This is a genomic window from Streptomyces sp. AM 4-1-1 (assembly GCF_029167625.1).
GTDB lineage: Bacteria > Actinomycetota > Actinomycetes > Streptomycetales > Streptomycetaceae > Streptomyces.
The window spans coordinates 6,506,007-6,531,257 of the sequence record NZ_CP119145.1 but is presented as its reverse complement, the minus strand read 5'-3'; the positions used below and the strand labels follow the sequence as shown (position 1 = coordinate 6,531,257).

Sequence of the window (25,251 nt, the reverse complement as noted above, 5' to 3'; positions counted from 1 at the left end):
CGCCCTCCCGCGCCTCCCCCGTCCCCTCACGTTCTTCGACGGTCTCGCCGTTCTCGACAGCCTCGGCCGCCCCAACCGTCCCGACCACCCCAGCCGTCCTGGCTGCCTCATCCGTCCCAGCCACCCCAACCGTCCTGGCCGCCCCAACCATCTCGACCACCCCAGCCGTCCTGGCTGCCTCGTCCGTCCCGGCCACCCCACCCGTCCCGACCACCTCGTCCGTCCCGGCTACCCCACCGGTCCCGACCACCTCGTCCGTCCCGGCTACCCCACCCGTCCCGACCACCTCAGTCGGCTCGGCGGTGTCACCGCCGATGTCCGTGCGGATGCCCACCGTCGTCGCCCCCTCTCCCCGGCGCTTCACGCGCCACCCACCGGGATCGCCGTCAGCGTCCTGACCTTCCAGCCGTCCCCGGTGCGGGCGAGCGTGGCCTCGAAACGTTTGCGTTCGGTACCCGCCCGGCCGGTGCGGGGGATGACCTCGACCTCGACGGTCGCGATCAGTTCCGCCGTACCGGCCCGCTCGTCGAGCGCCGTGAGCGCCGCTTGGGTGACCGTGCCGCGCGCCGTGGCGCCGGACTTCGTCAGCTCCTCGGCATCCGTGGCACGGGTACGCTCCAGCTGGTCCCGCAGCGGTCCGGTGGACGCGTCCAGCCAGTCCGCCAGCCCCTCGTCGACACTGCCGGCGTCCTTGCCGTCGAGGCTGTTCAGCCGGGCGACCCGCTGTCTGCCGTCCGCCAGCGCGGCGTCGCGGCTCTTCGCGTACGAAAGGGTGTCGTCGCCGCGCGCCTCGGCGTACGACCAGCCGCCGAAGGCGCAGAACAGCAGCGCGGCCAGGACCGCCGCCCAGCCGACGGCGTTCGCCGTGCGGGCGTTCACTCGCCGCCTCCCAGTCCGAGCAGACCCGCCATGCCGCTCGCGGCGGGCCCGGCCTCCGCCTCGGCCCCGAGCACTCCGGGGAGACCCGTTCCGGAGCCGGACCCCGCAAGCGTCGAGCCGGGCCGGGCGGGCCGGGGCACCGGGCCGCCCTTGGGGGCGTTGGCGCTGCCGCGCACATTGACGCCGGTTCCGGGCGGCGCGGTGCAGCGGGCCTTGGTGTTGACGGCGGGTCCGGTCGAGGTGTCGAGGCCGTTGCGGTAGGCCGTGGCGCCGTACCCGGCGGTGCACGGCAGTGGTTCGAAGAAGGTGAGCGACATACCGAATCTGGCCCCGTCCTGGTCGACGGCGGTCGCACCCGCCGCGGCGACCGCGGGCAGTTTCACCAGGAGTTCCTCGATGCCGCGTTGGCGGGTGACGGCGACCTCCGATGTGGTGAGAAGGTTGGCGACGACGACCCCGAGGCCCGGGTCGAGGTCGCGCAGCAGTCCGCTGATCTGCCCGGCGGCGTCGGGCGCGGCGGCGATCAGCTTCCGCAGATCGGTGTCGGAGCTCTTCAACTGGGCGGCGAGCTCCTTGGCCCCGGACGCGAAGCCCTTCAGCGCCGCGCCCTGTTCGGCCTGGGTACGCAGCACGGTCTCGCCGTCGGCCAGCAGCCTGGTGGTGGCGGGCAACGCCTCGTCGGCGGCCCTCACGAAGTCGCCACCGGTGTCCAGCAGCGCCTGGAGATCGTCTCCGTGTCCCTCGAAGGCGGCGCCGAACTCGTCGACGACGGTCCGCAGCGACTCCAGGTCGACCGAGCGCGCCAGATCGTTGACGCTGGTGAGGACGGTGGTCACGGGCGCCGGGACGGTGGTGTCGGCCTGGTCGATGACCGAGCCGTCCTCCAGGAACGGGCCGCCCGAGCGGGTCGGGCGCAGATCGATGTACTGCTCGCCGACCGCGGAGAGGCTGGCGACGACCGCCCGCAGGCTGTCCGGGACGGGCGGCGCCGACCGGTCGATCCGCAGCTGCGCCTCGACGCCGTCCCCGGTGAGTTCGATGGGGCCGACCCGGCCGACGGACACACCCCGGTAGGTGACGTCGGAGTGGGTGAACAGCCCGCCCGTACTGGTCAGTCGGACCTTCACCGTGTAGTAGTCGCGGAGTCCTACGTAGGGGCCGAGGCCGGCGTACCTGACGCCCAGATGGCCGAGCACCAGGACGGCGACGATCAGGAAGGCGACGTTCTTCAGCCGGACGGCGGGAGTGATCATCGGTGGGCCCCCTCCGTGGCCGGGGATGTGATCGAGGGGAGCGGCAGTGGCAGCGCGGAGCCGGACGCCCCGTCCGCGCCCTTCGTGGCGGCAGGTCCGGCGCCGGGGGTGAGGGCCGGGACGATCCGGGTGCCGGGCACGGCCGTCACGTCCAGATACACGTTGAGGTAGTCGCCCTTGACCCCGCGCAGCACCTCGTCCGTGAAGGGGTAGGTGGCGAGCACCTGGAGGGAGTCGGGGAGGTCGTTGCCGGAGTCGGCGAGCGCCTTGAGGCTGGGGGCGATGGCCTTGAGGTCGGCGATCAGGTCCGCCTTGCTCCTGTCGATCGTGTCGACGGCGACGGTGGAGAGCGTGTCCAGCGAGCGCAGCATGGTCAGGAGCGAACCGCGTTGTTCCTCCAGGACCTTGAGGCCGGGGCTGAGGTCGGTGAGGATCTTGCCCACGTCCTGTTCGCGGGTGGCGAGGGTGGCGGAGAGCCGGTTGACGCCGTCGAGGGCGTCGGTGATGTCCTTCCGGTGCGCGTCGAGTTCGGTGACGAGGGTGTCGACGCGGCCGAGCATCGACCGTAGTTGTGGTTCACGCCCGGTCATCGCCTTGTCGAGTTCGCCGGTGATGGTCTTGAGCTGGTTGACACCGCCGCCGTTGAGCAGCATCGACAGCGCGCCGAAGACCTCTTCGACCTCGGGGTTGCGGTTGGTGCGGCTGAGCGGGATGGCCGCGCCGTCGGCGAGTGTGCCGGTGGCGGCGCCGGACGGGGGCGGCGACAGCTGTACGTACTTCTCGCCGAGGAGGCTGGACTGCTCCAGGTGGGCGTAGGCGTTGGCGGGCAGCCGGACCTTGCCGTTGACGCGCATCGTGACCCTGGCGCTCCAGTCGTCCGGATCGAGGGTGATCCTGGTGACACGGCCCACGGCGACGTCGTTGACCTTCACCGACGACTGCGGGGTGAGGCTGAGCACGTCGCCGAAGTCGGCGGTGACCTCGTACGGATGGTCGCCGAGGTCGGCGCCGCCGGGCAGGGGCAGTTGCTCGATGCCGGTGAATGCAGGGACGTCGCAGCTGGTGGCGACCAGGGCGAGTGCGGCGCCGAGGGCGACGAGGACGCCGATCCCGGTGGTGGCGCGGGCGCGTGGGCCGCGGACGGCACGGATCATCGGTGGCCCCCCTTACGGTCCGGTGTCCGCGCGGGCGGGCGGGCCGGCTCCTCGGCCGGACCAGCCTTCGCCGGACCGGCCTTCTCCGAACTTGCCTTCGCCGGGGTCCCGTACACCGTGCCGATCGCGGGCAGCGGCAGGGCGGGCAGGGCCCCGCGTCGTTCCTCGGAGACCGGGGCGAGCCCCGCGAGTCCGGCGGCCTCGGGTTCGGTGAGCGGTCCGCCCATGCTGAGTTCGTTGAGGTCCGCGCGGCCGTTGAGGGTGCGGCGGACCGGGTCGTACGCGTTCAGGACGTTGCCCGCGGTGAGCGGCAGGGTGTCGAGGGATTCGGCGAGCGAGGCCCGCTGGTCGACGAGCGTCCGGGTGAGCGGCACCAGGGCGTCCACGTTCTCCTTGAGCACACCGCGGTTGTCGTGGATGAACGTCTTGACCCGGCCGAGCGCGGTGCCGAGTTCCTTGAGCGCCGCGCCGAGGTTCTTCCTGTCGTCCGCGAGGAAGCCGGTCACCGAGTTGAGCTGTTGTTCGGCGGCGCGCACGTCGCCGTCGTTGTCCTTGAGCATGGTGGTGAAGGTCTGGAGCTGGGTGAGGGTGTCGAAGAGGTCCCCGCTGCTCCTGTCGAGGGTCCTGGTGGCCTTGCCGAGCTGCTCGACGGTGTCGCCGATGGCCTTGCCGTTGCCGTCGAGGGTCTTGGCCCCGGTGTCGAGGAACCGGGCGAGGGCGCCGTCCGCGTTCGCGCCGTCCGGTCCGAGGGCGGTGGAGAGTTCCGTGATGGACTCGTACAGCTGGTCGATCTCCACGGGGGTGGCGTTGCGGGCGGCGGGCAGTACGGCGTCGTCCGCGAGGGCGGGTCCGCCGTCGTAGGCGGGCGCCAGCTGGACGTACCGGTCGGCGACGAGGCTGGGGGCCACGACCACCGCGTGCGCCTTGGCGGGCACCTTGACGCCCTTGTCGACCCGGAGGGTCACCCTGACCTCTTCGCCGTGCGGCCTGACCGATTCGACGGTCCCGACCTTCACACCGAGGACCCGCAGGTCCGATCCGGGGTAGATGCCGGTGGCCTGGTCGAAGCAGGCGGTCACGGTGGTGGTTCCGGACTCGTCCAGGGCCGTCACCCCCGTGGTGGCGGCGACGCCCACCAGGGCGAGTCCCGCCGCGATGCCGACGATGCGTTGACGTCTCATGTCATCGGCCGCCCTGCTGCTTCGGAGGCATGCATCCGGTCGCCGGCGGGGTCCCGGCGGGGAGGTAGTTCCTGGGGACGACCCCGCAGACGTAGGTGTCGAGCCAGCGGCCGTTGCCCAGGGTGTTGCCGACGAGCCGGTTGTACGAACCGGCGAGGGAGAGCACCTTGTCGAGGCTGTCGCGGTTCTTCAGCAGTACGGCGGTGACCCGGCCGAGCGCGGTCAGGGTCGGCTTCAGCTGCTTCTCGTTGTCGGCGACGAGCCCGGTGAGCCGGGTGCCGAGGTCGCGGGTGCCCGTGAGCAGCAGGTGGATGGAGTCGCGGCGGGCCTGGATCTCGCCGAGCAGCAGATTGCCGTCCCGGAGCAGGGTCTCGAAGCTGCTCTTCTTGTCGGCGAGGGTCCTGGTCAGCTGTTTGCCGCCCTTGAGGAGGGTGGCGAGCTGGGCGTCGCGTTCGGAGACCGTTCTCGACAGGGCGGAGAGCCCGTTCGCGGCGCTGCGGACGTCGGGTGCGGAGTCCTTGAAGGTGGCGGAGATCGTCTCGAAGCTCTCGGCGAGCCGCGCCGTGTCGATGTCCCCGATGGTCTCGCCGAGTCCGTTGAACGCCTGGGTGACGTCGTACGGGGAGGTGGTGCGACTCACCGCGATGCGGGTGCCGGGGTCCTGGGGGCCGGTACCGAGCGGGTCGACGGCGAGGTACTTCTCGCCGAGGAGCGTCTTGATGGCGATGCCGATGGTGCTGGAGTCGCCGATCCAGGCGTCCTTCACCCGGAAGGTGACCTTCACCTTGGCGCCGTCGAGGGAGACTCCGGTGACCTTGCCGACCTTGACCCCGGCGATGCGTACCTCGTCGCCGTCGGCGAGCCCGGCGGATTCGGTGAAGTCCGCGCTGTAGGTGGTGCCGCCGCCGATGAAGGGCAGTGAGTCGGCGCGGTAGGCGGCGAGGCCGACGAGGGTCAGCACGAGGAGGCCGACGATGCCGACGGCGACCGGACTGCGTTCGCGCACGGGTCTGATCCTCATGCCGCACACCTCGAATCGGTGATCGCGATACCGGTGGGCGGTTCGCTGCCGTCACTGGTCGTGACGCCGCCGACCCGGGCCTCGCAGAGGTAGAGGTTGAGCCAGGAACCGTACGAGGTGAGGCGGGTGATGGCGGCCATCTTCGCCGGGGTCTTCGCCAGGAAGTTCTCGATCTTCGGTGAGTTGTCGGCCAACCGGCCTGACAGACGGCCGAGTTGACGAATGTCGTCCTTGAGCGGTTTCCGGCCGTCCTGGAGGAGGTCGGCGGTGACGGTGGTCAGTGTGCCCATCGCCGTGACCGCTTCGCCGAGGGGTTCGCGGTCGCCCGCGAAGCCGCTGACGAGTTCGCGCAGGGTGACCACGAGGTCGTCGAATCCGGCCTCACGGTCGTTGACGGTCTTCAGGACCGTGTTGAGGTTCTTGATCACCTCTCCGATCACCTCGTCCTTGGCCGCGACCGTGCCGGCCAGCGAGCCGACGTGCCGGAGGATGCTGTCGACGGTGCCGCCCTCGCCCTGGAGCACCTGGACGATGGAGCCCGCGAGCTGGTTGACCTCCGGCGGGGAGAGCCCTTCGAAGAGCGGCTGGAAGCCGTTGAAGAGCTGGGTGAGGTCGAGCGCGGGGGTGGTCCGGGAGAGCGGGATGGTCGATCCCGCGCGGAGGTCGCGGCCGACCGGACCCGCGCCCCGGCCGAGATCGATGTACCGCTGGCCGACCATGTTGAGGTACTTGACGGAGGCGGTCACCGAGGCGGGCAGCTCGCGGCCCCGCCGCAGGGTGAAGCCGACCTCGGCCAGCCGCCGGTCGGCGATCTCGATCGACTCGACCTGTCCGACCTTGACGCCCGCGATCCGGACGCTGTCGCCGACGACCAGACCGGTCACGTCGGTGAACCTGGCCTTGTACGTGTGTCCGCCGCCGACGCCGGAGTCGGCGATGGACAGGGCGAGAACGGTGGTGGCGAGGGCCGTCACCAGGACGAAGACGATCGATTTCGCGAGGGGTCCCGCGATGCCGCGCCGGTTCACCCGAGCTTCACCTCCGCACCGCGGAAGGCCGGACCTATGAGCACGCTGCTCCAGTCGGGGAGGGTCTGCGGCCGGACCTTCAGCGAGGGCGCGACCAGTTCGTTGACGAGCCGGCTCTCCGCCGGGGAGTTGGGCATTCCGAGGGACGCCTCGCTGTCCGTCGGCCGGAGGGGTGTGGTGGTGTCGGCGCTCTCCGGTGTTCCCGTCGCCAGGGTGGCGCGGGTGTCCGCCGTGGGCGCCGCGCCGCCGACGTAGGGCACGGAGTAGCAGTGCGGTCCGCCGGTCGCCCGGTAGGCCGGGGCGTCCTTGCCCGGGACGTACTTCCCGAGGGACGGCACGGACGTCAGCGTGACGTGGAGTCCCGGCCGGTCGGTGCCCTTGCCGAGGGCCTTGTCCATGGCGGGGACGAATCCGGCGATCGTGCGCAGGGTGCAGGGGAATTCGGCGGAGTACTTCGCCAGGGTCTCCAGCGTGGGGCGTCCGGTGACCGAGAGCCGGATCAGGTTGTCCTTGTTCTTCCGCAGGAAGGTGGTCAGATCCCGCGCGGACGCGGTCGTCGTCCCGTACAGCCCGGCGAGTTCGGCCTGTTGGTCGGCGATGGTGCCGCTGGTGGTGGTGAGGTCGGTGAGCGCGTCCAGGACGTCGGGTGCCGCATCCGCGTAGACCTTGCTCACCTCGACGAGGTGTTTGATGTCCGCGTTGAGCGTGGGCAGTTGGGGGTTGAGCTTCTTCAGATGGGCGTCGAGCGTGACGAGGGTGTCGCCGAGTGCGTCACCGCGTCCTTCCAGTGCCCGGGAGACGGCGGTGAGGGTGGCGGACAGCTTCTCGGGCCGCACGGCGGTCAGCAGCGGCAGGACGTTGTCGAGGACCTGTTCCAGTTCGAGGGCGTTGCTGGAGCGGTCCTGCGGGATGACGGCCCCGGCCCGCAGGGACCGGGGGGACGGCGCCTCGGGCGGCACCAGCGCCACGAAGCGTTCCCCGAAGAGGGTGGTGGGCAGCATCTGCGCGGTCACATCGGCGGGTACGTCGCCGAGCCGGCCGGGATCGATGGCGAGGGTGAGGCGTGCGCCCTCCCCGTCGGCCGTGATGTCGCTGACCCGCCCGATGACGACTCCGCGAAGTTTCACATCGGCGTTGTCGTGCATCTCGTTGCCGACCGTCCCGGTGCGGACGGTCACGAAGGCGTCGTCGCTGAAGTCCTTCCGGTACACCGAGACCGACACCCCGATCAGTACGACGGGCACCAGCAGGAAGCAGAGCCCGGCGAGCCTGCGGCGTACCGTCCGCGCGTTCGTCATCCGGCCACCTTCACCGTCGTCGTGGCACCCCAGATGGCGAGGGAGAGGAAGAAGTCGGTGACGCTGATCAGCACGATCGCGTTGCGCACGGACCGGCCGACGGCGATACCGACCCCGGCGGGGCCGCCCTGGGCGTGGAAGCCGTAGTAGCAGTGCGCGAGGATCACCATCACGCTGAAGATCAGCACCTTGAGCACGGACAGCAGTACGTCGTCCGGTGAGAGGAAGAGATCGAAGTAGTGGTCGTACGTGCCCGGGGACTGGCCGTTGAAGAGGACTGTCACCCAGCGGGACGCGAGGTACGAGGAGAGCAGCCCGATCGCGTAGAGCGGGATGATCGCGACGACACCGGCGATGATCCGGGTGCTGACGAGGTACGGCATGGACCGCACACCCATCGCTTCGAGGGCGTCCACCTCCTCGTTGATGCGCATGGCGCCGAGCTGGGCGGTGAAGCCCGCGCCGACGGTCGCGGAGAGGGCGAGCCCGGCGACAAGCGGTGCGATCTCGCGGGTGTTGAAGTAGGCGGAGACGAAACCGGTGAAGGCGGCGGTGCCGATCTGGTCGAGGGCCGCGTACCCCTGGAGTCCGACGACCGTGCCGGTGAACAGGGTCATCGCGATCATCACACCGATCGTGCCGCCGATGACCCCGAGGCCGCCGCTGCCGAACGCGACCTCCGCCAGCAGCCGCCGCACCTCCCGCCCGTACCGATGCAGGGTGCGGGGAACCCAGATCAACGCGCGTACGTAGAAGGCGAGATGGTCGCCCGGCCGGTCCAGCCGGCTGAGTACCGACATCGGTCAGCTCCCCTTCGCGGGGACGATCTGGAGATAGACCGCCGTGAGGATCATGTTCACGAAGAACAGCAGCATGAAGGTGATGACGACGGCCTGGTTGACCGCGTCACCGACCCCTTTCGGACCGCCGCGCGGATTGAGGCCGCGATGGGCGGCGACGATGCCCGCGATGAAGCCGAAGATCAGCGCCTTGAACTCGCTGATGTAGAGATCGGGCAGCTGGGCCAGGGCGGAGAAGCCGGCGAGGTAGGCGCCGGGGGTCCCGCCCTGCATGATCACGTTGAAGAAGTAGCCGCCGAGGGTGCCCACCACCGAGACCAGGCCGTTGAGCAGGACGGCGACGAACATGGTGGCCAGGACACGCGGGACGACCAGACGCTGGACCGGGGAGATGCCCATGACCTCCATCGCGTCCAGTTCCTCGCGGATCTTTCGGGAGCCGAGGTCCGCGCAGATCGCCGAGCCGCCCGCGCCGGAGATCAGCAGCGCCACGATGAGCGGACTCGCCTGCTGGATGACGGCGAGGACGCTGGCGCCGCCGGTGAAGGACTGGGCGCCGAGCTGCTGGGTGAGCGAGCCGACCTGGAGGGCGATGACCGCGCCGAACGGGATGGAGACGAGCGCGGCGGGCAGGATGGTCACGCTCGCGACGAACCAGAACTGCTCGATGAACTCCCGCACCTGGAACGGGCGTCGGAAGACCGCCCGGCTGACGGTCGCGGCGAGGGCGAAGAGCTTCCCGGTCTCCCTGAGCGGAGCGAGCAGCCGCGTGGGGGGCCTGTCCGTCGGTACCTCCGCGCCCGCCTGCGGCGCGGTCTCGGCGCGCGGCGGCGAAGGATCGGCGCGCGGCGGCGAGCTCTCGGCGGCCGGTGGGCCGGGGGGCCGGGGCAGCGGCTCGGCCGTCACGGGCGCGCACCGCCGACCGTCGGGGCGTAGCTCCGCATGATGGCGGTTCGGGCGGCCTCGGGCAGCTGCTCCAGCATCGCGCCGACGCGCTCACGGCGGCGCAGTACGGCCTGCCGGACGGGCATGCCGGGTGAGGGTTCCAGCTGCGGTACGACGGTCCGGGGGCCGAAATCGTGGCCGCCGCCGCGTTGTTCGGCGGCGAGCGTGGCCGCGTCCTTCTCCTCCGACATGCCGATGGGGCCCTCCCGGCGTCCGGCGAGGAACTGGGAGACGACGGGCTCGTCACTGGTCAGCAGCACTTCGCGAGGGCCGAAGGTGACGAGGTTGCGGCGGAACAGCATCCCCATGTTGTCGGGGACGGTCGCCGCGATGTCGAGGTTGTGGGTGACGATCAGCATCGTCGCGTCGATCTGCGCGTTCAGGTCGATCAGAAGCTGGGAGAGATAGGCGGTGCGGACCGGGTCGAGTCCGGAGTCCGGCTCGTCGCAGAGGATGATCTGCGGGTCCAGGACGAGGGCGCGGGCGAGTCCGGCCCGCTTGCGCATTCCTCCCGATATCTCGCCCGGCAGTTTCTCCTCGGCGCCGGCGAGACCGACGACTTCGATGCGTTCCATGACGATTTCACGGATCTCGGATTCCTTCTTGCGGGTGTGCTCGCGCAGCGGGAAGGCGATGTTGTCGAAGAGGGACATCGAGCCGAAGAGGGCGCCGTCCTGGAACATGAGCCCGAAGAGCTTACGGGTTTCGTATATGTCCCGTTCGGGGCTGTTGACCATGTCCACACCGTTGATGAGCACCCGGCCCCGTTCCGGCTTCAGCAGGCCGATGAGGGATTTCAGGAAGACGGTCTTTCCGGTGCCGGACGGACCGAGCATCACACTCACCTCACCGGCCGGGAGCGTCAGGGAGACGTCCTGCCAGATGTTCTGCCTGCCGAAGGACTTCGTGAGGCCCTCCACGACCACTTCGATTCCCATCGGCCCTCCTTCGAAGTTGCGGTGAACGAAGTCGTCTGACGGACGTTGCGGCTCCGAGAAATCCGATGGCGGCTCCTCATACACGATCGGAAGGCGCACATTAGGTCTGGAGAAACCGTGAGGACAAGGCGTTGAACAGCGGAAATCGACGGACCGGGGCCGTACGGCGAGTATTTGTCATCCGACGACAAAGCCGTGCGCCGACTTTGGCGAGAACTGCGCAAGCGGTGCGGTGGGCGCGGGCGACGGATGACGGGTGACGGGACGGGACGGTCGCGCGCGAATGACTGGGCGGTCGGCGCACGCCGTCGTGGCCCGGTCCGTGCCGGCGTGCGCCGTGCGGCTACCTGTTCACACCGAGGTGCCAGTACTCGGCCAGCTTCCGGCCCGCGTTCGGTGCGGCCGCGTCCGGGGAGGCGAGTCCGGCCGTGTAGGTGGCGGTGTCGTTCAGTACGAGGCTGTTCCTGCCCGCGGCGGACGGCAGACCGGTCTTGAGGTTGACCGCCCAGTTCAGGGCGCCGAGACCGAGCGGGCCGCAGCCGGTGGCCCCGGGGACGGAGTACGCGCTGTCACCCTGGGCATTGCCGGTCAGCGAGATCCGGTTCAGCGGGCCGGTGTCATCGGTGGCGCCGTCGGCGGCGTAGAGGCCGCTGCCGATCGCGGGTCCGGTCACGTTCTGCGGGCCGAGCACGACGGGGGAGCCGCTGGTGCCGATGTAGCACTTGCCGCCGAGGAAGGGATTCTCCAGATGGATGCGGACCGGGATGCGGACGATCGTCCGGCCCGCGCTCATCCCGGCCACGAGGTCGAAGTCGCGGGGGGTCGCGACGGATTCGACGGTGGCGACGACCCGGTTCAGGGTGTTGTCGGTGAGCTGAGCGCAGATGCCGGAGACCACCGGGATGCCGCTGGGGCACATCAGTCCGAGCAGGCCCCCCGGGATCTCGGTGGGTGCGCCGACCAGCGCCCCGCCCGCGGGCGGAACGACGGTCGACTCCCCTGTCGCCGTGTCGCGTACGACGCCGAACTGGAGGTCGTTGGCCGCGGTGGTGGCCGTGGTGTTGCCCAGCTTGATGGAGCCGCTGTCGGAGTGCGAGGCCACACAGATCGCGATGGTGTTCTCGCCGTCGGCCGCCAGCATCGCGGGCGCGTCCACGGGGCAGCGTGAGAAGGGTGCCCAGTTCCCCTTCATCGTCGGGCCGCCCGCGGCGCCCGCCGGGGACGTGCCGATCGGGATGATCACGGTCACGGCGGCGAGTGCGCCGAGCAGGGCGGGTCGGGTCCGTCTCAGGGCAGGGCTCATGGGGTGTCCAGCCTTTCGGGATCACTGGGGGGGTGGGAGTCCGCGGGTGCGGGCCTCAGCGATGGGGAACGGTCTGTGCTCGGGAATGCTCTGCGCCGGGGATGGTCCGGCGCTCGGGAGTGCTCTGCGCCGGGGGACGGTCTGCGCTCGAAGGTGGTCTCAGCGTTGCGGGACGGGTCGGGGCGGGTCCGGGCAGTACGCCTGGTTCGGGCTGCCTTCCTCGTTCACGCACAGCGGCGCCTGGGTCATCTTGGTGTAGTTCCCCTTGCCGGAAACGGCCGCGGTGAAGAGGCTGTCCAGGTCCTCGCCCGTTCCGCACCCCTGGAAAGGCGGCAGGTACGGGCTGCCGGTGAGGGGGCCGCCGTCCTGCACGGTGTAGCCCTCGCCGGGAGTTCCGCCCAGCGAGGTTCCCTTTCCGGTGAGCACGAGCGACATGGGGCGTTCGCTTCGGCAGTTCGGGCCCACGTCGAGGGGTTCTCCGTTCACCTCGACGTCGGAGAGCCGGACCCGCATCCTGCCGACGGCCGTGCTCGTCTCCGGGAATCTTCCCGTCACCTCGTCCGGAAGCGCGTCGGCCCAGGTGGAGATTTCGATCGGCCCTTCGAGCGACATTTCCACGGTGGCTTTCGTGGGCATGAATCCGAAAGTGATGAAAGTGGCCGTGGTCGGCGGCAGCTGCGCTTTCCCGTGGTAGTCGAAGGTGGCGTCGGACAGCAGCTCGTTCATGACCTTCGTGCCGTTCTCGCACGTCCATATCTTCACCTTCTTCGCCATGTTCACCCGTAGGTGCGCGGGCTCCGTGAAGGCGATGGCGCTGTCGAGTTTTCCGGCGTTGGCGAAACCGGCGAGGTATCCGTGCCCCGCTTTGGGCGGCACGTCGACCCCCATCAGCAGTGAACAGCCCTCGTGTTCCGGTTCCTCGGCGGCGAACGCCGACGCGGAGGGTTCGCCGGCGCCGTCCGCCGGGTCCTTCCCCGCGGGCACGTCCCCGCTGTCCGGCGCCGGCGCCTTCCCGTCCTCCGTCCCCGGGGGCGGGGTCGGGGCGGACGGGGCTCCCGGGCCAGGAGCGCCCACCCCGACCGTCGCGAACCCGGTGTCCCCGTCGGGGTGTACGGCGCAGGAGGCCGTGATCGTCCGGGCACCCTCCCCGGCGCTGTCCGGAGTCCGCACCACCAACGCCAGGCTCAGCGGTCCGGCGGCGAGGACGACGTCGCCGCTCGACCGCGGGGTCAGGGTCGGCACCTCACCGGTGGCCGACAAGGGAACCGTGTCCCGCGTACCGGGGCCCTCGCCGGGGCCGGCGTCGGTGGCCGCATCCGGGCCCGTGGCGGCGGTGCGTTCCGCCACCTCCAGCCCCTCCCACTCGACATCGGTCGAGTGACCGCCCTGCGTCACGGCCGTCGTGAGCCGGACGGCCCCGGACACGGCGGAGGACTCCGTACCGGGCGGCCCACCGAGTGCGGAGCGCGGCAGCCCGAAGGTCAGCCGCACGTCCTCGGCCCCGATCGGAGTATCGATCGCCACCGACCTCGGCAGCCGGGCCGACAGGCCGACCGTGACCTGATGGGTGCCCGAGGGGAAGACGCAGGAGTAGGAGACCTCGGTGTCGACCAGTTGGCTGTCGGCCTCCGCGCCCGCACTGGGTACGAGTCCGGCCAGCAGGGCCATCGTGCCGACGGCACCGAGCTGCGCGGCCCGCCTCGGCCGCCCTCTCATCGATCTCATTCTCGACAACCCGCCGTCGGATCGGAACTGACTGGTATTCAGCAGCTGGGAGGCCCCCCTGTGGTGTGCGCAAGAGGGGAACGCACACCAAGGGGTGCCGAACGCGGCCGTTACGGCGAGGTGATGCTGATCAGCGGCGCGGCCAGCTTGTAGGTGGCGGTGAACGACGCGTTGTCGTTGTTGTTCATCAGGCCGGTGCAGTTGACCACGTTCGTGATCTTCAGCCCGGTTCCGTTGCTGATGGCCAGCTCACCGGTCGCGTTGTTGTAGGTGGCGTTGCTCGCGGTGCCGGTGATCCTCGCGGTGCAGGTCCCGAGCAGTGTGGAGCCCGTGAGGTCGACGCTGACGTTCGACAGCGTGCCGGAGGTGACGCCTGCGCTGTAGCTGACGGCGTTGAGCTTGATGGCGGTGCCGGAGGTCAGCGTCGCCTTGAAGGTGCTGCTGAGCGGACCCGGGCAGGGGCTGGCCGCACTGCCCCAGGTGGCGCCGGTGATGCTCGCGATCCCGTTGCCGGTGCTGTACGTACCGCCGACCGCGGTGCCCGAGGCGGCGCCGACGCCGCAGGTCACCTGCTGGCTGGTCGTCAGGTCCTTGAGCACGGCGGAGGTGCCGGTCTTGAGGCCGGCGCTGAACGTTCCACCGGCACTGGGATTGGTGAGGGTCCAGCCGGCGAGGGCGGTGGCCGACGCGGTCGTGGCGGCGAAGCCGAACGCGGCGGTGAGACAAGTGGCGGCGAACAGAGTCCGCCTGACGATGCTTCTCACGGAACTTACCTCCGGGGGGAGTCGGACGTACCGGATCACCCCGTGGCGCACACGGAAATACAGGTGCCACGGGGGCGGCCCACATTGCGGTGAACGCAGAAGTCATGGACTCGACTGCGTGATCGAACTCCGTACGAATCGAACGTTACGAGCCGGTAGCCCTGAGCAGCAATACCCGGTGGCGAAAATCCTCCACCCCTTCCATAAACACATTCCGCCTTAGCGGGAACTCAGCAGATCGTCACCAATTCTTGTACGAAAGTGAGTAGTTCCGATACCTGTCCGGACGGCGCTCGGTGCGGCCCGCCGCGCATCACACATCGCGCGACCGAATCCCCGGAGGGGAGGCTTCGCACGGACCGCGGGGGACGTCTCCGCCCGGACGGGGGGCACGGTCCGGACGACGTCACGCCGTCATTACCGCCGGTAGCTTCTTTGTCGACGCCGGAGCACGCGGCCGAAAAACATTGTCCGGAAGTGAGCACTCGCGCCCACCTGCGCGGAAGCCTTCCGACGCTCCCCGGGTGCATGCCTCCCGCACTTCGATCTTGCTCAAGCGGTGTGCAACGCCGAGGAGTTGGTCTATCTTCATCGCGAACTTGATGCGCACCTGTCGGCACGTGGGAGCGCTACCCCCACGCCCCTTCCCCCACCGGGTGCCGGAGAGCTAAGGGGTCAGCCATGCCGAGACTGATAGAGCCACTGGACACCGGAGAACCGCTGGGACCGCTTCCCCAGGAATTCGCCACCATCATGCGGCCCGAACTGCCCAGCCTCATCAAGGAAATCGGTATCGAGGTCACCCGGGCCTACCCGGAATACGCGAGGTTACTGAACGGCCCGAACGGCCAGGCCGTCCGGGTCGGTGTGGAGCAGAGCCTCGCCTCCTTCGTCGATCTCGTCGCGGAACCGTCCTCGTCGACAACGGTCCGCGACGACATGTGCCGCCGATTCGGGCGCTTCGAGGCGTACGAGGGACGGAGCATGGACACCCTTCAGGGCGCCTATCGGCTCGGTGCCCGGATCGCGCTGCGCCGGGCGAAGAAGGTCGGCCGCACCTACAACTTCTCGCCGACGCTGATGCTGAGCTTCGCCGACGCCCTGTTCACCTACATCGACGAACTGGAATCGCTCTCCCGCGAGGGCTACCTGGAGGTACATACCCAGTCGGGCGAGCAGAGCGAGTCGATGCGCCGCCGGCTGCTCCATCTGATCCTCGCCGGACGCCCCATGGCCCGCACCGCCATCGCCGAACTGTGCGAGCAGACCGGCTGGGTGCTGCCCGAACGGGTCACGCTGATCGCCGTGCGCCCCCCGGTGTCCCTCGACCGGTCCGACACCGACCGGGACGTACTCGTCGATCTCAGCGATCCCCAGCCACATCTGCTCGTCCCCGGCGACCTGGACGACGCGCGACGGACCATGCTCGGCCACGCGCTGCTCGGCAACCGGGCCGCCGTCGGGGCCACCGTGCCCACCGCGCACGCCGCGGACTCCCTGCGCTGGGCCCGCCGGGTCCTGGAGTTCGTCGACGCGGGCGTCATCGACGACGCGCCGGTCATCCACTGCGACGATCACCTCATCACCCTCTGGCTCCTCGCCGATCCGGTACTGCTCGACCAACTCGCCCGACGCGAGCTGGCTCCGGTGGCCGGACTCAGCGCCACCCGGCGCGAACGGCTGGTCGAAACCCTGCGCATCTGGCTCGATACGCGCGGCACCGCGGCCCATATGGGCGAGCTCCTGGACGTCCATCCGCAGACCGTCCGCTACCGGATGCGCAGTCTGGAGTCCATCTTCGGCAGCCAACTCGTCGAGCCCGAGGCCAGGTTCTCGACAGAAGCCGTGCTCAGAGCGCTGCGGCTGCGCGCCAGGGGCAACGGCGCACCGCTCTGACTCCGCGCGTCCCGGCCGGTTCGCCTCGGTCGGACGTGAGCCCGCCGCTCGGTCCCGGGTCAACTTACCTGTGAGTAAGGGGAAATAGCCGGTCATTCCCAAACGGTTGCCACACGGAGACGTTCTCGACAAGAAACCTTGAACCGCGTCCCGTACACATGAAGGAGTCGGCCGCCCACCCGGCGGCCGGAGCGCCACCTCCTGGCCAACCATCCGAGAGGGAACCCCCCATGACCGCCTCGCACCTGCTCGTCCCCGTACCGATCCCGGACCGGGTCGCCGCGCTGATCGGTTCCTGCGTCCCGCCGCACGTCCTCCAGGCCGAGGTAGACGCCGAGTGCGCCGCCCGTGAGATCCGCAGGTTCCGGGGCCCACGCCTCGGTGTCGAGGACCAGGCCGACCGGGAACAGGCGCTGTCCGAGCTGGCCCGCGCCAACAAGGTGCTCGGCGCGCATCATCCCGGGCTGGCCGTGCGGCCGGGCAGCTCCTGGTGAGCGGGGCGGCGCCACCCGCCCCGCACCCGCACCCGCTCAGCGACCACCGCGACGACCACGACCACCGGGGCACGGCGGGCGCGCCGACGCCACGGCACCGCTCCACCACTCCCCCGCGGCGGGCCCGGCCGTGCCACCGCCCGGCGGTGCGGTCCCCCTGACCCCCGTCCGGCCTTGCCCCGCATGCGGCGGGCCCGGGCCGGTGTGAGGGTGCAGAGGTGACCACTGCCAGCGAGACCGCCCCCGCCGCGCAGAGTGCCGCCGCGCCGCCCGTCCTCGATCCACGCCGCCGCAACATCGTCTTCGCGACGATCGTGCTCGGCATCCTGCTGGCCGCGCTCGACCAGACGATCGTCGGAACGGCACTGCCCACGATCGTCTCGGACCTCGGGGGCGCCTCCCACATGTCATGGGTGGTCACCGCCTATCTGCTCGCCGAGACCGTGGCGACGGTCCTGGTGGGCAAGTTCGGTGATCTGTTCGGGCGGAAGGTCGTCTTCCAGATCTCCGCGATCGTCTTCATCACCGGCTCGTTCCTGTGCGGCCTCGCGACCGACATGCTGCTGCTGATCGTCTGGCGGGGACTCCAGGGCATCGGTGCCGGCGGACTCATGGTCACCTCGATGGCACTGATCGCCGATGTGATCCCGCTGCGCGAACGCGGCAAGTACCAGGGGGCGATCGGCGCGGTCTTCGGGGTCTCCACGGTGATCGGCCCCCTGCTGGGCGGGCTGTTCACCGACCATCTGACCTGGCGGTGGGCGTTCTACGTGAATGTGCCGATCGCGATCGTGGTCGTCATCGCCGCCGCCCGGACGATCCCCTCCGTCAAGGCCGCCGGCCGGCCGGTCATCGACTACCTGGGCATCGCTCTGGTCACGGTGGGGGCCAGCGCCCTGATCCTGGCGACGAGCTGGGGCGGCAACCAGTACGCATGGGGGTCGGCCGTCATCATCGGCCTGTTCGCCTGCGGGATCATCGCGCTGGTGTTCTTCTGCCGGGTGGAGTTCCGGGCGAGGGAGCCGATGCTGCCGATGCGGCTCTTCGGGAATCCGGTGTTCACGGTCTGCTCGATCCTGAGCTTCATCGTGGGCTTCGCGATGCTCGGCGCGATGATCTTCCTGCCGACCTATCTCCAGTACGTGGACGGGGACTCCGCGACGCTCTCCGGGGTGCGCACCCTGCCGATGGTCGCCGGGCTGCTCGTCGCCTCGATCTTCAGCGGCAATGTGGTCAGCAAGACCGGAAAGTACCGGATCTTCCCCATCGTGGGCTCACTGGTCATGGCGTTCGGCCTGTTCCTGCTGTCCCGGATGGGGCCGCAGAGCGGGGTGTGGCTGGAGTCGCTGTACATGCTGGTGCTCGGGGTCGGCATCGGCCTCTCCATGCAGGTGCTGACGATCGCCGTGCAGAACACCGTGGAGTACTCGGACCTGGGCACCGCCACCTCGGGCGTGACGTTCTTCCGTACTCTCGGCAGCGCCTTCGGGACGGCGGTCTTCGGCACCATCTACGCGAACGCGCTGACGCCGCACCTCACCGACGGGATCAGGGCGGCGGCCGGGGCGGGCGGCGATCCGGCGGTCCTGGCGAAGGCCGCGCGGAGCCCGGAGGGACTGCACGGCCTGCCCGCCGCGCAGTCGGCGCCCCTGGCCCAGGCCTACGCCGACACCCTGCACACGGTCTTCCTGTGGACGGTGCCGGTGGCACTGATCGGGTTCGTCGTCTCGCTCTTCCTCAAGCAGGTGACACTGCGGGACTCGGCGCGGGCCGGCTCGACCGACATGGGCGAGGGCTTCGCCCAGCCCGGCTCCGGGGACTCGGTGAAGCTCCTCGAATTCACCGTGGCGAAGATCCTGCGCGACGCGGGCCCGGACACCGCGCGGCGGATCGTCGCCACGTCGGACACCCGCCTCGACGTGGCGGGGGCGTGGGCGGTGATGCAGGTGGAGCTGTTCACCAGGATGGTCGGCCACGGCAGTCTCGGGCTGATCGCGGCCCGGCACCGCGTCCCGCCCGAAGTGCTCGTGCCGGTCTTCGCCCGGATGGTCGACGAAGGCTATCTGACCGGCGACGGGCGCATCTTCACGCATACGACGGCCGGTGGCCGGGAAGCGGCGGCCATCACCGGTGCCTGGGCCCGATGGCTCGACGAGCGGCTGGGCGAGAGCGGGCACCGGCCGGACGACCGGCGGCTCCGGGCCGCCGTGGACATGATCGCGAAGCGGCTGCTGGCGGAGGACCTGGCCACGGAGCTGTCCCCCGCGCGCGGTTCGACCCGGGTCGGCGTCACGGCCTGACGACCGGGCCGCCGGAGACCGGGCCGGTCGCCTCACCACCCCCTGGCTCCGGCGCCCGGCCGCGCGCGGGGACCTCAGGGCTGTCCCGCCGCGCCGTGTTCTCGGTCATGTGCGGATCGTACGGTCGGCGCCGGGCCCTTCACCTCCGGTTTTCCGGCGGGCCGGGTGGGCGGCTCAGCCTGCGGGAACCGCCTCCGAGTACACCCATGCGCCCTGGTGACGGACGAAGCGGCTCTGCTCGTGCAGCGAGCCGGGCCGGCCGCCGTCCGTGTAGTGGGCGCGGAAGGTGACCGTACCCGTGGTGTGGAAGGCGCTGCCCTCCGTCGTGTCCAGGATGTCCAGGCGCACCCAGCGCGTCCCGGGGTCGAAGTCGATGACCGGCGGGCGGGTGCCGGGGTGCCAGGTGCGCAGCAGGTACGCCGCGTCCTCGGCGACGAACGCCGCGTACCGCGAGCGCATCAGCGCCTCGCAGGTCGGGGCGGCGGCCTCCTGGGCGTGCAGGCGTCCGCAGCAGGCGCCGTAGGCGGCGGGCAGACCGCACGGGCAGGGCGAGGCCGCCGTGATACCGGTGGTGTGCCGGGCGGTGCGGGTGTTCCGGGGGCGGGCCACGGGCGTCCGCCCGGGGCGTGGGGTGCGTCGGGACATGCGTCCATTGTGACCGGTGGTGGCCGCCCGGCCCGCCGGGGCCGGACGGCCACCGGGCGGGTCAGGTGGCGGCCAGCAGGAAATCGGCCTCGCCGGCCTTGGCCCCCTGGATGAACGCGGCGATCTCCCCGTAGGAGTAGATGAGCGCGGGGCCGTCCGGGTCCGCGGACTGGCGTACAGCGACCCTGCCGTCGGCCAGCTTCATGGCCTCGACGCAATTGCCCCCGTTGCCGCCGCTCCACGGCTTGTACCAGCCCTCGGAGCCGAGGTCGGCGGCCGGCATGCCGTTGTATATGTGGTTCATCACAGCTCCTTGCGGAAGTCCAGGAGGATTTCCTTCGTGCGTTGTGCAGTCGCGGCCTGCGCCGCCATGCGGTCCATGACTTCGAGGTAGGAGGCCACCTCGGGGCGCGCGTCGAAGTAGACGGCGCCGGTCAGGTACTCGCTGTAGACCATGTCGGGCAGTTCGGGGACCGCGAACCGGAAGAGGACGAACGGGCCGTACGTACCGGGATGGTGGCCCGTCGCGAATTCCGCGATCTGCAGTGTCACATGCGGCATCTCGGTGGCTTCGAGCAGCCGGTCGACCTGTTCCCGCATGGCGTCGACGCTGCCGACGGGGCGGCGCAGCACCGTCTCGTCCATCACCACCCACAGCCTCGGGGCGTCCGGCCCGGTCAGTAACGACTGCCGCCGCATGCGCAGCGCGACATGACGCTCGATGTCCTCGGGGCGGGTCTGTCCGACGGCGCCGGTACGCATCACGGAGCGTGCGTAGTCCTCGGTCTGGAGCAGTCCGGGGACGAAGTGCGGTTCGTACATGCGCAGCAGGCTCGCCGCGCCCTCCAGGCTGACGTACATGCTGAACCAGTCAGGCAGGACGTCGTGGAACCGCTGCCACCAGCCGGGCTTGTTGGCCTCTTCGGCGAGTTCGACGAAGGCGTCGGTCTCCTCCTCGCCGATTCCGTACGCTTTCAGGAGCAACTGCACGTAGGGGATCTTGAGAGCGACCTCGGCGGTCTCCATCCTGCGTATCGTCGCGGGGGCGACACGCAGCACCTTGGCGGCCTGGTCACGGCTCAGGCCGACACGCTCCCGCAGGTCCTGCAGGCGTTTGCCGAGCACGACCTGACCCACGGTCGGGGCGGACCGCGGTTCGCTCACTTCAGACCTCCCCATGCGCTGTTCCGAGCAGTGTGCCATGCGGGTGACGTCAAGGACACAGCCACTCTGAATTTTTCAGAGTGCCCCTTGCCAAGTGTTCGCGACAGGGGGAGAGTTGGTGAGTGAACCAGTTCACGTAGTCGTACCGCCCTTTTTGCCCCAAGTGCGAAGCGTGACGCAGCCCCACTGTGAGGAATCGGTCGTGGCACCTGGCAGTGCGCTCATCCCCCGGCTCATGGATCTCAGCCCCGGGACGGAAGCGCTCCGGTACTGCTTCGCGCTGCCCGCGCGACCGGAGTCGGTGGCCGGCGCGCGTCGGCTGACGAGAGCGCGGCTCCACGAGTGGGAGTGCGGCGGGGACGCGCGCGAGGCGGCACTGCTGATCGTCTCGGAACTGGTCACCAACGCGGTGGTGCACACGGCGAGCTCTCGGGTCGTGTGCGAGCTGCGTTGTCTCGAAGGGCGGCTGCGCATAGCCGTACAGGACCAAGGACACCAGCCCGGCGGGCCGCAGCTGTGCCGTACCGCCGATGACGAACACGGACGCGGCCTCTTGCTCGTCGACGCGATGAGCAGCGCCTGGGGGTCTCGCGACGCCGGGAACGGCTCGGGCCGCATCGTCTGGGCGGAACTGCCGCACGGCACGGAGCGGTGATGCTGAAGAACGCCATGTCCCATCTGCGCGGGGCGCGCCGCGCCCGCGAGTCCCGGCTGTCGCCCGACGGCCGGGTACAGCTTCCGCTGCCACCCGCCCTCTCGGCGAGCCTGGGCTACGACGCCGTGGGGGTCCCCGCGCGGTACGGGTTCCGGCTGATGTCCCATCTGCCGCGCACGGGTTGTGTCTTCGCGGACGCCGACCGCTGGTGGTGGATCGTCCCGGCGGGATCGGATCTCGATCTGGACTGGCCCGCGCAGGCCGCGTACGCCGCGGGGGCGTACGTGCCCGCGGTGCGGCCCCGGCTGATCCACGCGCCGGACAGCCGGACCCCGTACACTCCGCCGATCCCACTTTTCCTGATGGTGTGTCAGGTCACGGGGGTGACCCCGTCCTGGACGCCGGTCGGCCGGCCGAGGGCGGTTCCCACCCCCTGAGGGCTGTCCCGCGCTCCGTGGTGGATCAGCGTGCGGCGTCGGATGCGGTGCATCGTAAGGCGGAGGGACGTCCGCATACTGGATGTACGGGGACGTTCCGACAACGCCGCGAGGTACCGTAACTGTCGTCGCACGCCCACCAGGGATTACGGGACAGCCCTTGGTGCCGCTCCCGGCGAGCTCTGCCCTCTCGTCCGGCTCGCGCCGGGCCCTGGCGCGGCGGCGCGTGAGCGCCGGGTCGGTCAGGGCCCGCCGAGGTAGCGGAGGCCGGGGTGCACGGCCGTGTAGCCGTCGACCAGGCGTCGGGCGACGGTGACCGAGTCGACCAGCGGATGGAGCGCGAAGGCCCGGACGGCGGTGGCCCGCGATCCGGTCTCCGCCGCCTCCAGCACCGCCCGCTCCACCGCCTTGACCGAGGTCACGAGGCCGACCGCGTGGTACGGCAGCGGGTCGGCGGCCAGCGGGTGGGCGCCGTTCGCGTCGACCAGGCAGGGAGCCTCGATGACGGCGTCCGCGTCGAGCACCGACAGGGTGGTGCGGTTGCGGACGTTGAGGATCAGGGTGGTGCGCTCGTCGTGGGCGACGGCCCGCATCAGGGCGAGCGCGACCTGTTCGTACCCCCCGGACTCCAGATCGCTCGCGTCACGCTCGCCGACGCCCGCGACCTGCCGGTTCTCCGACATGTAGGTCGCCTCACGCTCGGCGCGGACCTGGTCCCAGGTCTTCAGGGCGGGGGCCGCCGGGTCCTTCATCCGGGCGTAGAAGCCCTCCTGCTGGTCACGGAGGAAGGCGCCCCTGGTCCGTTCGGCGTCCTGGTAGGCGCGGACCGCTTCCCGGTTGAAGTAGTAGTAGTGCAGGTACTCGTTGGGGATCGCGCCGAGCGAGCGCAACCAGTCGGCCCCGAAGATCCGGCCCTCCTCGAAGGAGGAGAGCAGCCCCGGGTCGGCCAGCAGACGCGGCAGTTCGTCACGGCCGTCCACACGCAGTCCTCTGACCCAGCCGAGGTGGTTGAGACCGATGTAGTCGATCGAGGCCCGGTCGGGGTCCGCGCCCAGGACGCGGGCGATCCGGCGGCCGAGGCCCACCGGGGAGTCGCAGATGCCGATGACCCGGTCGCCGAGGTGCCGGGACATGGCCTCGGTGACCAGTCCGGCCGGGTTGGTGAAGTTGATGACCCAGGCGTCCGGGGCGAGCCGGGCGACGCGCCGGGCGAGGTCGACGGCGACCGGGACGGTACGCAGTCCGTACGCGATGCCGCCCGCCCCGACCGTCTCCTGCCCCAGCACGCCTTCGTCGAGGGCGACCCGCTCGTCGGCGGCGCGGCCTTCGAGACCGCCCACCCGGATCGCGGAGAAGACGAAGTCCGCGCCGCGCAGCGCGGTGTCGAGGTCGGTGGTGGCGACGACGGCCGGAGCGTCCCGGACGCCCTCGGCCTGTTCGGCCAGGACCCGGGCGACGGCGGTGAGCCGGTCGGCGTCCGTGTCGTGGAGCGCGACCGTGCTGACGCGTCCCTCGGCGTGATCGGCGAGCAGTGCCCCGTACACCAGGGGTACCCGGAATCCGCCGCCGCCGAGAATGGTCAGCTTCACGCCAGGACCGCCCTTCGCCTCGTCCGCCCCTGCTTCCGGCCTCGGTCCGCATCGTACGGGGTGGACGGCCGGTGGCCCCGGACCCGGGGTCCGGGGCCACCGGCCCTCGACGTCGTCCCGCGCGGCGGCGGTGGTGTCAGTCGCCGCTCCACCAGCGCGCCACGGCCTGCCAGAGCTTGGCCTGGGAACCGGGGACGCGCTGTCCCGGGACGGCGGCCTTCACGGGCGGTCCGGCGGCCGGGGCGGCGGGGGCGTCCGGGGACGGTTCGGCGGCGGGGGCGGACCGCGGAGCGTCGGTGGTGACGGTGGACGGCCGGGCCCCGGCGCGCTGCGACCGGTCCGTGCCGGGGACGGAGGGCGCTGCGGCCGGGGCGGGGTCCCGGCCGGGCACGGAGCTCGGCAGGGGCACGTGCCGGGCCGACGCGCTCGGGGGGCGCTCGGGGCGGACCCGGGGGGCGGGGGTCCCCATGGACGGCGGTTCGTGGTCGTCCTGCGGCGGGCGCGGGGCGAACTCGACCGGCAGCTCGACGAGGTGCCGTGACATGACGCTCCCGGTCCAGCGCAGCTCGCTCTCCTCGACGGCGAGCCGCGCGTCGGGCAGACGCATGAGCAGTGCGTCGACCCCGCCGTCCGCGATGGCGCGGCCGATGTCCTGGCCGGGGCATTCGTGCGGGCCGCCGCTGAACGCGAGGTGGGCGCGGTTGCCCTCCATGTCGGCGGCGAGGTCGGGCCGCACGACCGGGTCGGTGTTGGCCGGTGCGATACCGACGATCAGCGCGTCGCCCTCCTTGATCCGCCGCCCGCCCAGCTCGGTGTCGCCGACCGCCCAACGGCCGAGGACCGCGGTGAAGGGCGGTTCGTCCCAGAGGATCTGCTCGACCGCTTCGGGCACCGTCATGTGCCCGCCGCTGAGCCGGGCACGGAACCGGGGGTCGGTGAGCACCATGCGGAGCACATTGGCGATCAGGTCGGCGGTGGACTCGTACGCGGCGATGAGGACCAGCCGCAGGTGCTCGCTGACCTCCTGGTCGGTGAGGCCCGCGGGGTGTTCGACGAGCCAGGTCGCGAAGTCCTCCGCCGGCTCGGTCCTGCGCCGCTCCACCAGCCGGTTGAGCGCCTCCAGCACGTAGGCGTTGCTCGCGACGGCGGTCTCGGTGCCCCGGGTCAGGTCGCGGGCCGCCCGCACCAGCCGGTCGTCGTACTCGTCGGGCATGCCGATGATCTGGCACATCACCATCATCGGCAGGTGTTCGGCGAACTGGCCGACCAGATCGGCGTGGCCCTGTTCGCAGATTTGGTTGACGAGCCGGTTGCTGAAGCGGTTGATGTGGCGGCGCACGCCCCGGCTGTCGATCCGGGCGATGCTGTCGGTGACCGCGCCGCGCTGCCGTTCGTGGGTGGCGCCGTCGGCGAAGACGCACATCGGCTGCCAGGTGAAGATCGGGGCGAGCGGGTGGTCCGGGGCGACACTGCCGTCCTGGAGGGCCCGCCAGCGCCGGGAGTCGCGGGAGAACTGCGACGGCGTGCGGGTCATGTGCAGGTTCTCGCTGTGCCCGAGCACCAGCCACACGGGGATGTCCCCCTGCAGGAGCGCGGGTGCCACCGTGCCGTGTTCGGCGCGGAGCTTGTCGTACAGGCCGGCGGGGTCCTTCTCGGCCTCGGGGCCGTAGAGCCGGCGCAGTCCGCCCGGACCGAGGCCGTGGGCCGGGCACCCGGGGGGCGGGGCCAGCCCAGGGGCTGCTCCGGGTTCGTCGTGGAAGGGGGTTGTCACGCTTGCTCCAG

The 25,251-nt window shown here is 70.7% G+C and carries 23 protein-coding genes; 5 read left to right on the top strand and 18 right to left on the bottom strand.

Annotated elements, in window-relative coordinates:
* Positions 1–360: 360 nt before the first annotated feature.
* The 13 genes from PZB75_RS27665 to PZB75_RS27605 form a co-directional block, all read right to left on the bottom strand.
* Positions 361–879 (bottom strand): hypothetical protein, encoded by a 519-nt coding sequence (locus tag PZB75_RS27665; RefSeq protein ID WP_275538014.1) that lies wholly within the window; start codon positions 877–879, stop codon positions 361–363.
* Positions 876–2,132, bottom strand: coding sequence for an MlaD family protein (locus tag PZB75_RS27660; RefSeq protein ID WP_275538013.1), 1,257 nt, complete (start codon positions 2,130–2,132; stop codon positions 876–878). Before PZB75_RS27660 ends, PZB75_RS27665 begins: the two co-directional genes overlap by 4 nt.
* Positions 2,129–3,286: an MCE family protein gene (locus tag PZB75_RS27655; RefSeq protein ID WP_275538012.1), complete on the bottom strand. Its 1,158-nt coding sequence runs from the start codon at positions 3,284–3,286 to the stop codon at positions 2,129–2,131. Before PZB75_RS27655 ends, PZB75_RS27660 begins: the two co-directional genes overlap by 4 nt.
* A complete protein-coding gene (locus PZB75_RS27650; protein WP_275538011.1) occupies positions 3,283–4,467 on the bottom strand; it encodes an MCE family protein in 1,185 nt (394 codons plus the stop codon). The genes PZB75_RS27655 and PZB75_RS27650 overlap by 4 nt, the downstream gene beginning before the upstream one ends.
* A gap of 1 nt (position 4,468) precedes the next feature.
* Positions 4,469–5,488, bottom strand: coding sequence for an MCE family protein (locus tag PZB75_RS27645; protein WP_275538010.1), 1,020 nt, complete (start codon positions 5,486–5,488; stop codon positions 4,469–4,471).
* On the bottom strand, positions 5,485–6,516 hold the full coding sequence (locus tag PZB75_RS27640) for an MCE family protein (protein ID WP_275538009.1): 1,032 nt from the start codon (positions 6,514–6,516) through the stop codon (positions 5,485–5,487). Before PZB75_RS27640 ends, PZB75_RS27645 begins: the two co-directional genes overlap by 4 nt.
* Entirely contained in the window at positions 6,513–7,814 is a 1,302-nt protein-coding gene (locus tag PZB75_RS27635) for an MCE family protein (protein WP_275538008.1), read from the bottom strand. The genes PZB75_RS27640 and PZB75_RS27635 overlap by 4 nt, the downstream gene beginning before the upstream one ends.
* On the bottom strand, positions 7,811–8,614 hold the full coding sequence (locus tag PZB75_RS27630) for an ABC transporter permease (protein ID WP_275538007.1): 804 nt from the start codon (positions 8,612–8,614) through the stop codon (positions 7,811–7,813). The genes PZB75_RS27635 and PZB75_RS27630 overlap by 4 nt, the downstream gene beginning before the upstream one ends.
* 3 nt (positions 8,615–8,617) lie before the next feature.
* Positions 8,618–9,520 carry an ABC transporter permease gene (locus PZB75_RS27625; RefSeq protein WP_275538006.1) on the bottom strand — a complete coding sequence of 301 codons (903 nt, stop codon included), beginning with the start codon at positions 9,518–9,520 and terminating at the stop codon, positions 8,618–8,620.
* On the bottom strand, positions 9,517–10,497 hold the full coding sequence (locus tag PZB75_RS27620; RefSeq protein ID WP_275538005.1) for an ATP-binding cassette domain-containing protein: 981 nt from the start codon (positions 10,495–10,497) through the stop codon (positions 9,517–9,519). Before PZB75_RS27620 ends, PZB75_RS27625 begins: the two co-directional genes overlap by 4 nt.
* Positions 10,498–10,840: 343 nt before the next feature.
* Positions 10,841–11,800 carry a hypothetical protein gene (locus PZB75_RS27615; protein WP_275538004.1) on the bottom strand — a complete coding sequence of 320 codons (960 nt, stop codon included), beginning with the start codon at positions 11,798–11,800 and terminating at the stop codon, positions 10,841–10,843.
* A 159-nt stretch (positions 11,801–11,959) separates the two neighbouring features.
* A complete protein-coding gene (locus PZB75_RS27610; protein ID WP_275538003.1) occupies positions 11,960–13,516 on the bottom strand; it encodes a DUF6801 domain-containing protein in 1,557 nt (518 codons plus the stop codon).
* Between the two features lie 119 nt (positions 13,517–13,635).
* Positions 13,636–14,289 (bottom strand): hypothetical protein, encoded by a 654-nt coding sequence (locus PZB75_RS27605; RefSeq protein WP_275538002.1) that lies wholly within the window; start codon positions 14,287–14,289, stop codon positions 13,636–13,638.
* Positions 14,290–14,970: 681 nt separating this feature from the next.
* On the opposite strand from PZB75_RS27605, the gene PZB75_RS27600 reads away from it, so the two are divergent.
* The 3 genes from PZB75_RS27600 (at position 14,971) to PZB75_RS27590 (ending at position 18,979) form a co-directional block, all read left to right on the top strand.
* Positions 14,971–16,185, top strand: coding sequence for a helix-turn-helix domain-containing protein (locus PZB75_RS27600; RefSeq protein WP_275538001.1), 1,215 nt, complete (start codon positions 14,971–14,973; stop codon positions 16,183–16,185).
* 230 nt (positions 16,186–16,415) lie between these two features.
* Positions 16,416–16,679: a hypothetical protein gene (locus tag PZB75_RS27595; protein WP_275538000.1), complete on the top strand. Its 264-nt coding sequence runs from the start codon at positions 16,416–16,418 to the stop codon at positions 16,677–16,679.
* A 218-nt stretch (positions 16,680–16,897) separates the two neighbouring features.
* Positions 16,898–18,979 carry an MDR family MFS transporter gene (locus PZB75_RS27590; protein ID WP_275537999.1) on the top strand — a complete coding sequence of 694 codons (2,082 nt, stop codon included), beginning with the start codon at positions 16,898–16,900 and terminating at the stop codon, positions 18,977–18,979.
* 174 nt (positions 18,980–19,153) lie between these two features.
* On the opposite strand, the gene PZB75_RS27585 is transcribed toward PZB75_RS27590, so the two are convergent.
* The 3 genes from PZB75_RS27585 to PZB75_RS27575 all read right to left on the bottom strand — a co-directional run bounded on the left by PZB75_RS27585 (position 19,154) and on the right by PZB75_RS27575 (position 20,788).
* Complete coding sequence (locus PZB75_RS27585) at positions 19,154–19,624, bottom strand: YchJ family metal-binding protein (protein WP_275537998.1); 471 nt, start codon at positions 19,622–19,624, stop codon at positions 19,154–19,156.
* 61 nt (positions 19,625–19,685) lie between these two features.
* Positions 19,686–19,928 (bottom strand): DUF397 domain-containing protein, encoded by a 243-nt coding sequence (locus tag PZB75_RS27580; RefSeq protein WP_275537997.1) that lies wholly within the window; start codon positions 19,926–19,928, stop codon positions 19,686–19,688.
* Positions 19,928–20,788, bottom strand: a complete 861-nt coding sequence (locus tag PZB75_RS27575) for a helix-turn-helix transcriptional regulator (RefSeq protein WP_275537996.1) — start codon at positions 20,786–20,788, stop codon at positions 19,928–19,930. The genes PZB75_RS27580 and PZB75_RS27575 overlap by 1 nt, the downstream gene beginning before the upstream one ends.
* Positions 20,789–20,990: 202 nt before the next feature.
* Here PZB75_RS27575 and PZB75_RS27570 point away from each other — a divergent pair, with 202 nt between their 5' ends.
* Together PZB75_RS27570 and PZB75_RS27565 are read left to right on the top strand one after the other, a co-directional pair.
* Positions 20,991–21,443 (top strand): ATP-binding protein, encoded by a 453-nt coding sequence (locus PZB75_RS27570; protein WP_275537995.1) that lies wholly within the window; start codon positions 20,991–20,993, stop codon positions 21,441–21,443.
* Entirely contained in the window at positions 21,443–21,880 is a 438-nt protein-coding gene (locus PZB75_RS27565) for a hypothetical protein (protein WP_275537994.1), read from the top strand. The genes PZB75_RS27570 and PZB75_RS27565 overlap by 1 nt, the downstream gene beginning before the upstream one ends.
* A gap of 242 nt (positions 21,881–22,122) precedes the next feature.
* Here PZB75_RS27565 and PZB75_RS27560 read toward each other — a convergent pair whose 3' ends face one another.
* Together PZB75_RS27560 and PZB75_RS27555 are read right to left on the bottom strand one after the other, a co-directional pair.
* Positions 22,123–23,469: a 6-phospho-beta-glucosidase gene (locus tag PZB75_RS27560; protein ID WP_275537993.1), complete on the bottom strand. Its 1,347-nt coding sequence runs from the start codon at positions 23,467–23,469 to the stop codon at positions 22,123–22,125.
* A gap of 136 nt (positions 23,470–23,605) precedes the next feature.
* Entirely contained in the window at positions 23,606–25,240 is a 1,635-nt protein-coding gene (locus PZB75_RS27555) for a cytochrome P450 (RefSeq protein ID WP_275537992.1), read from the bottom strand.
* Positions 25,241–25,251 lie beyond the last annotated feature (11 nt).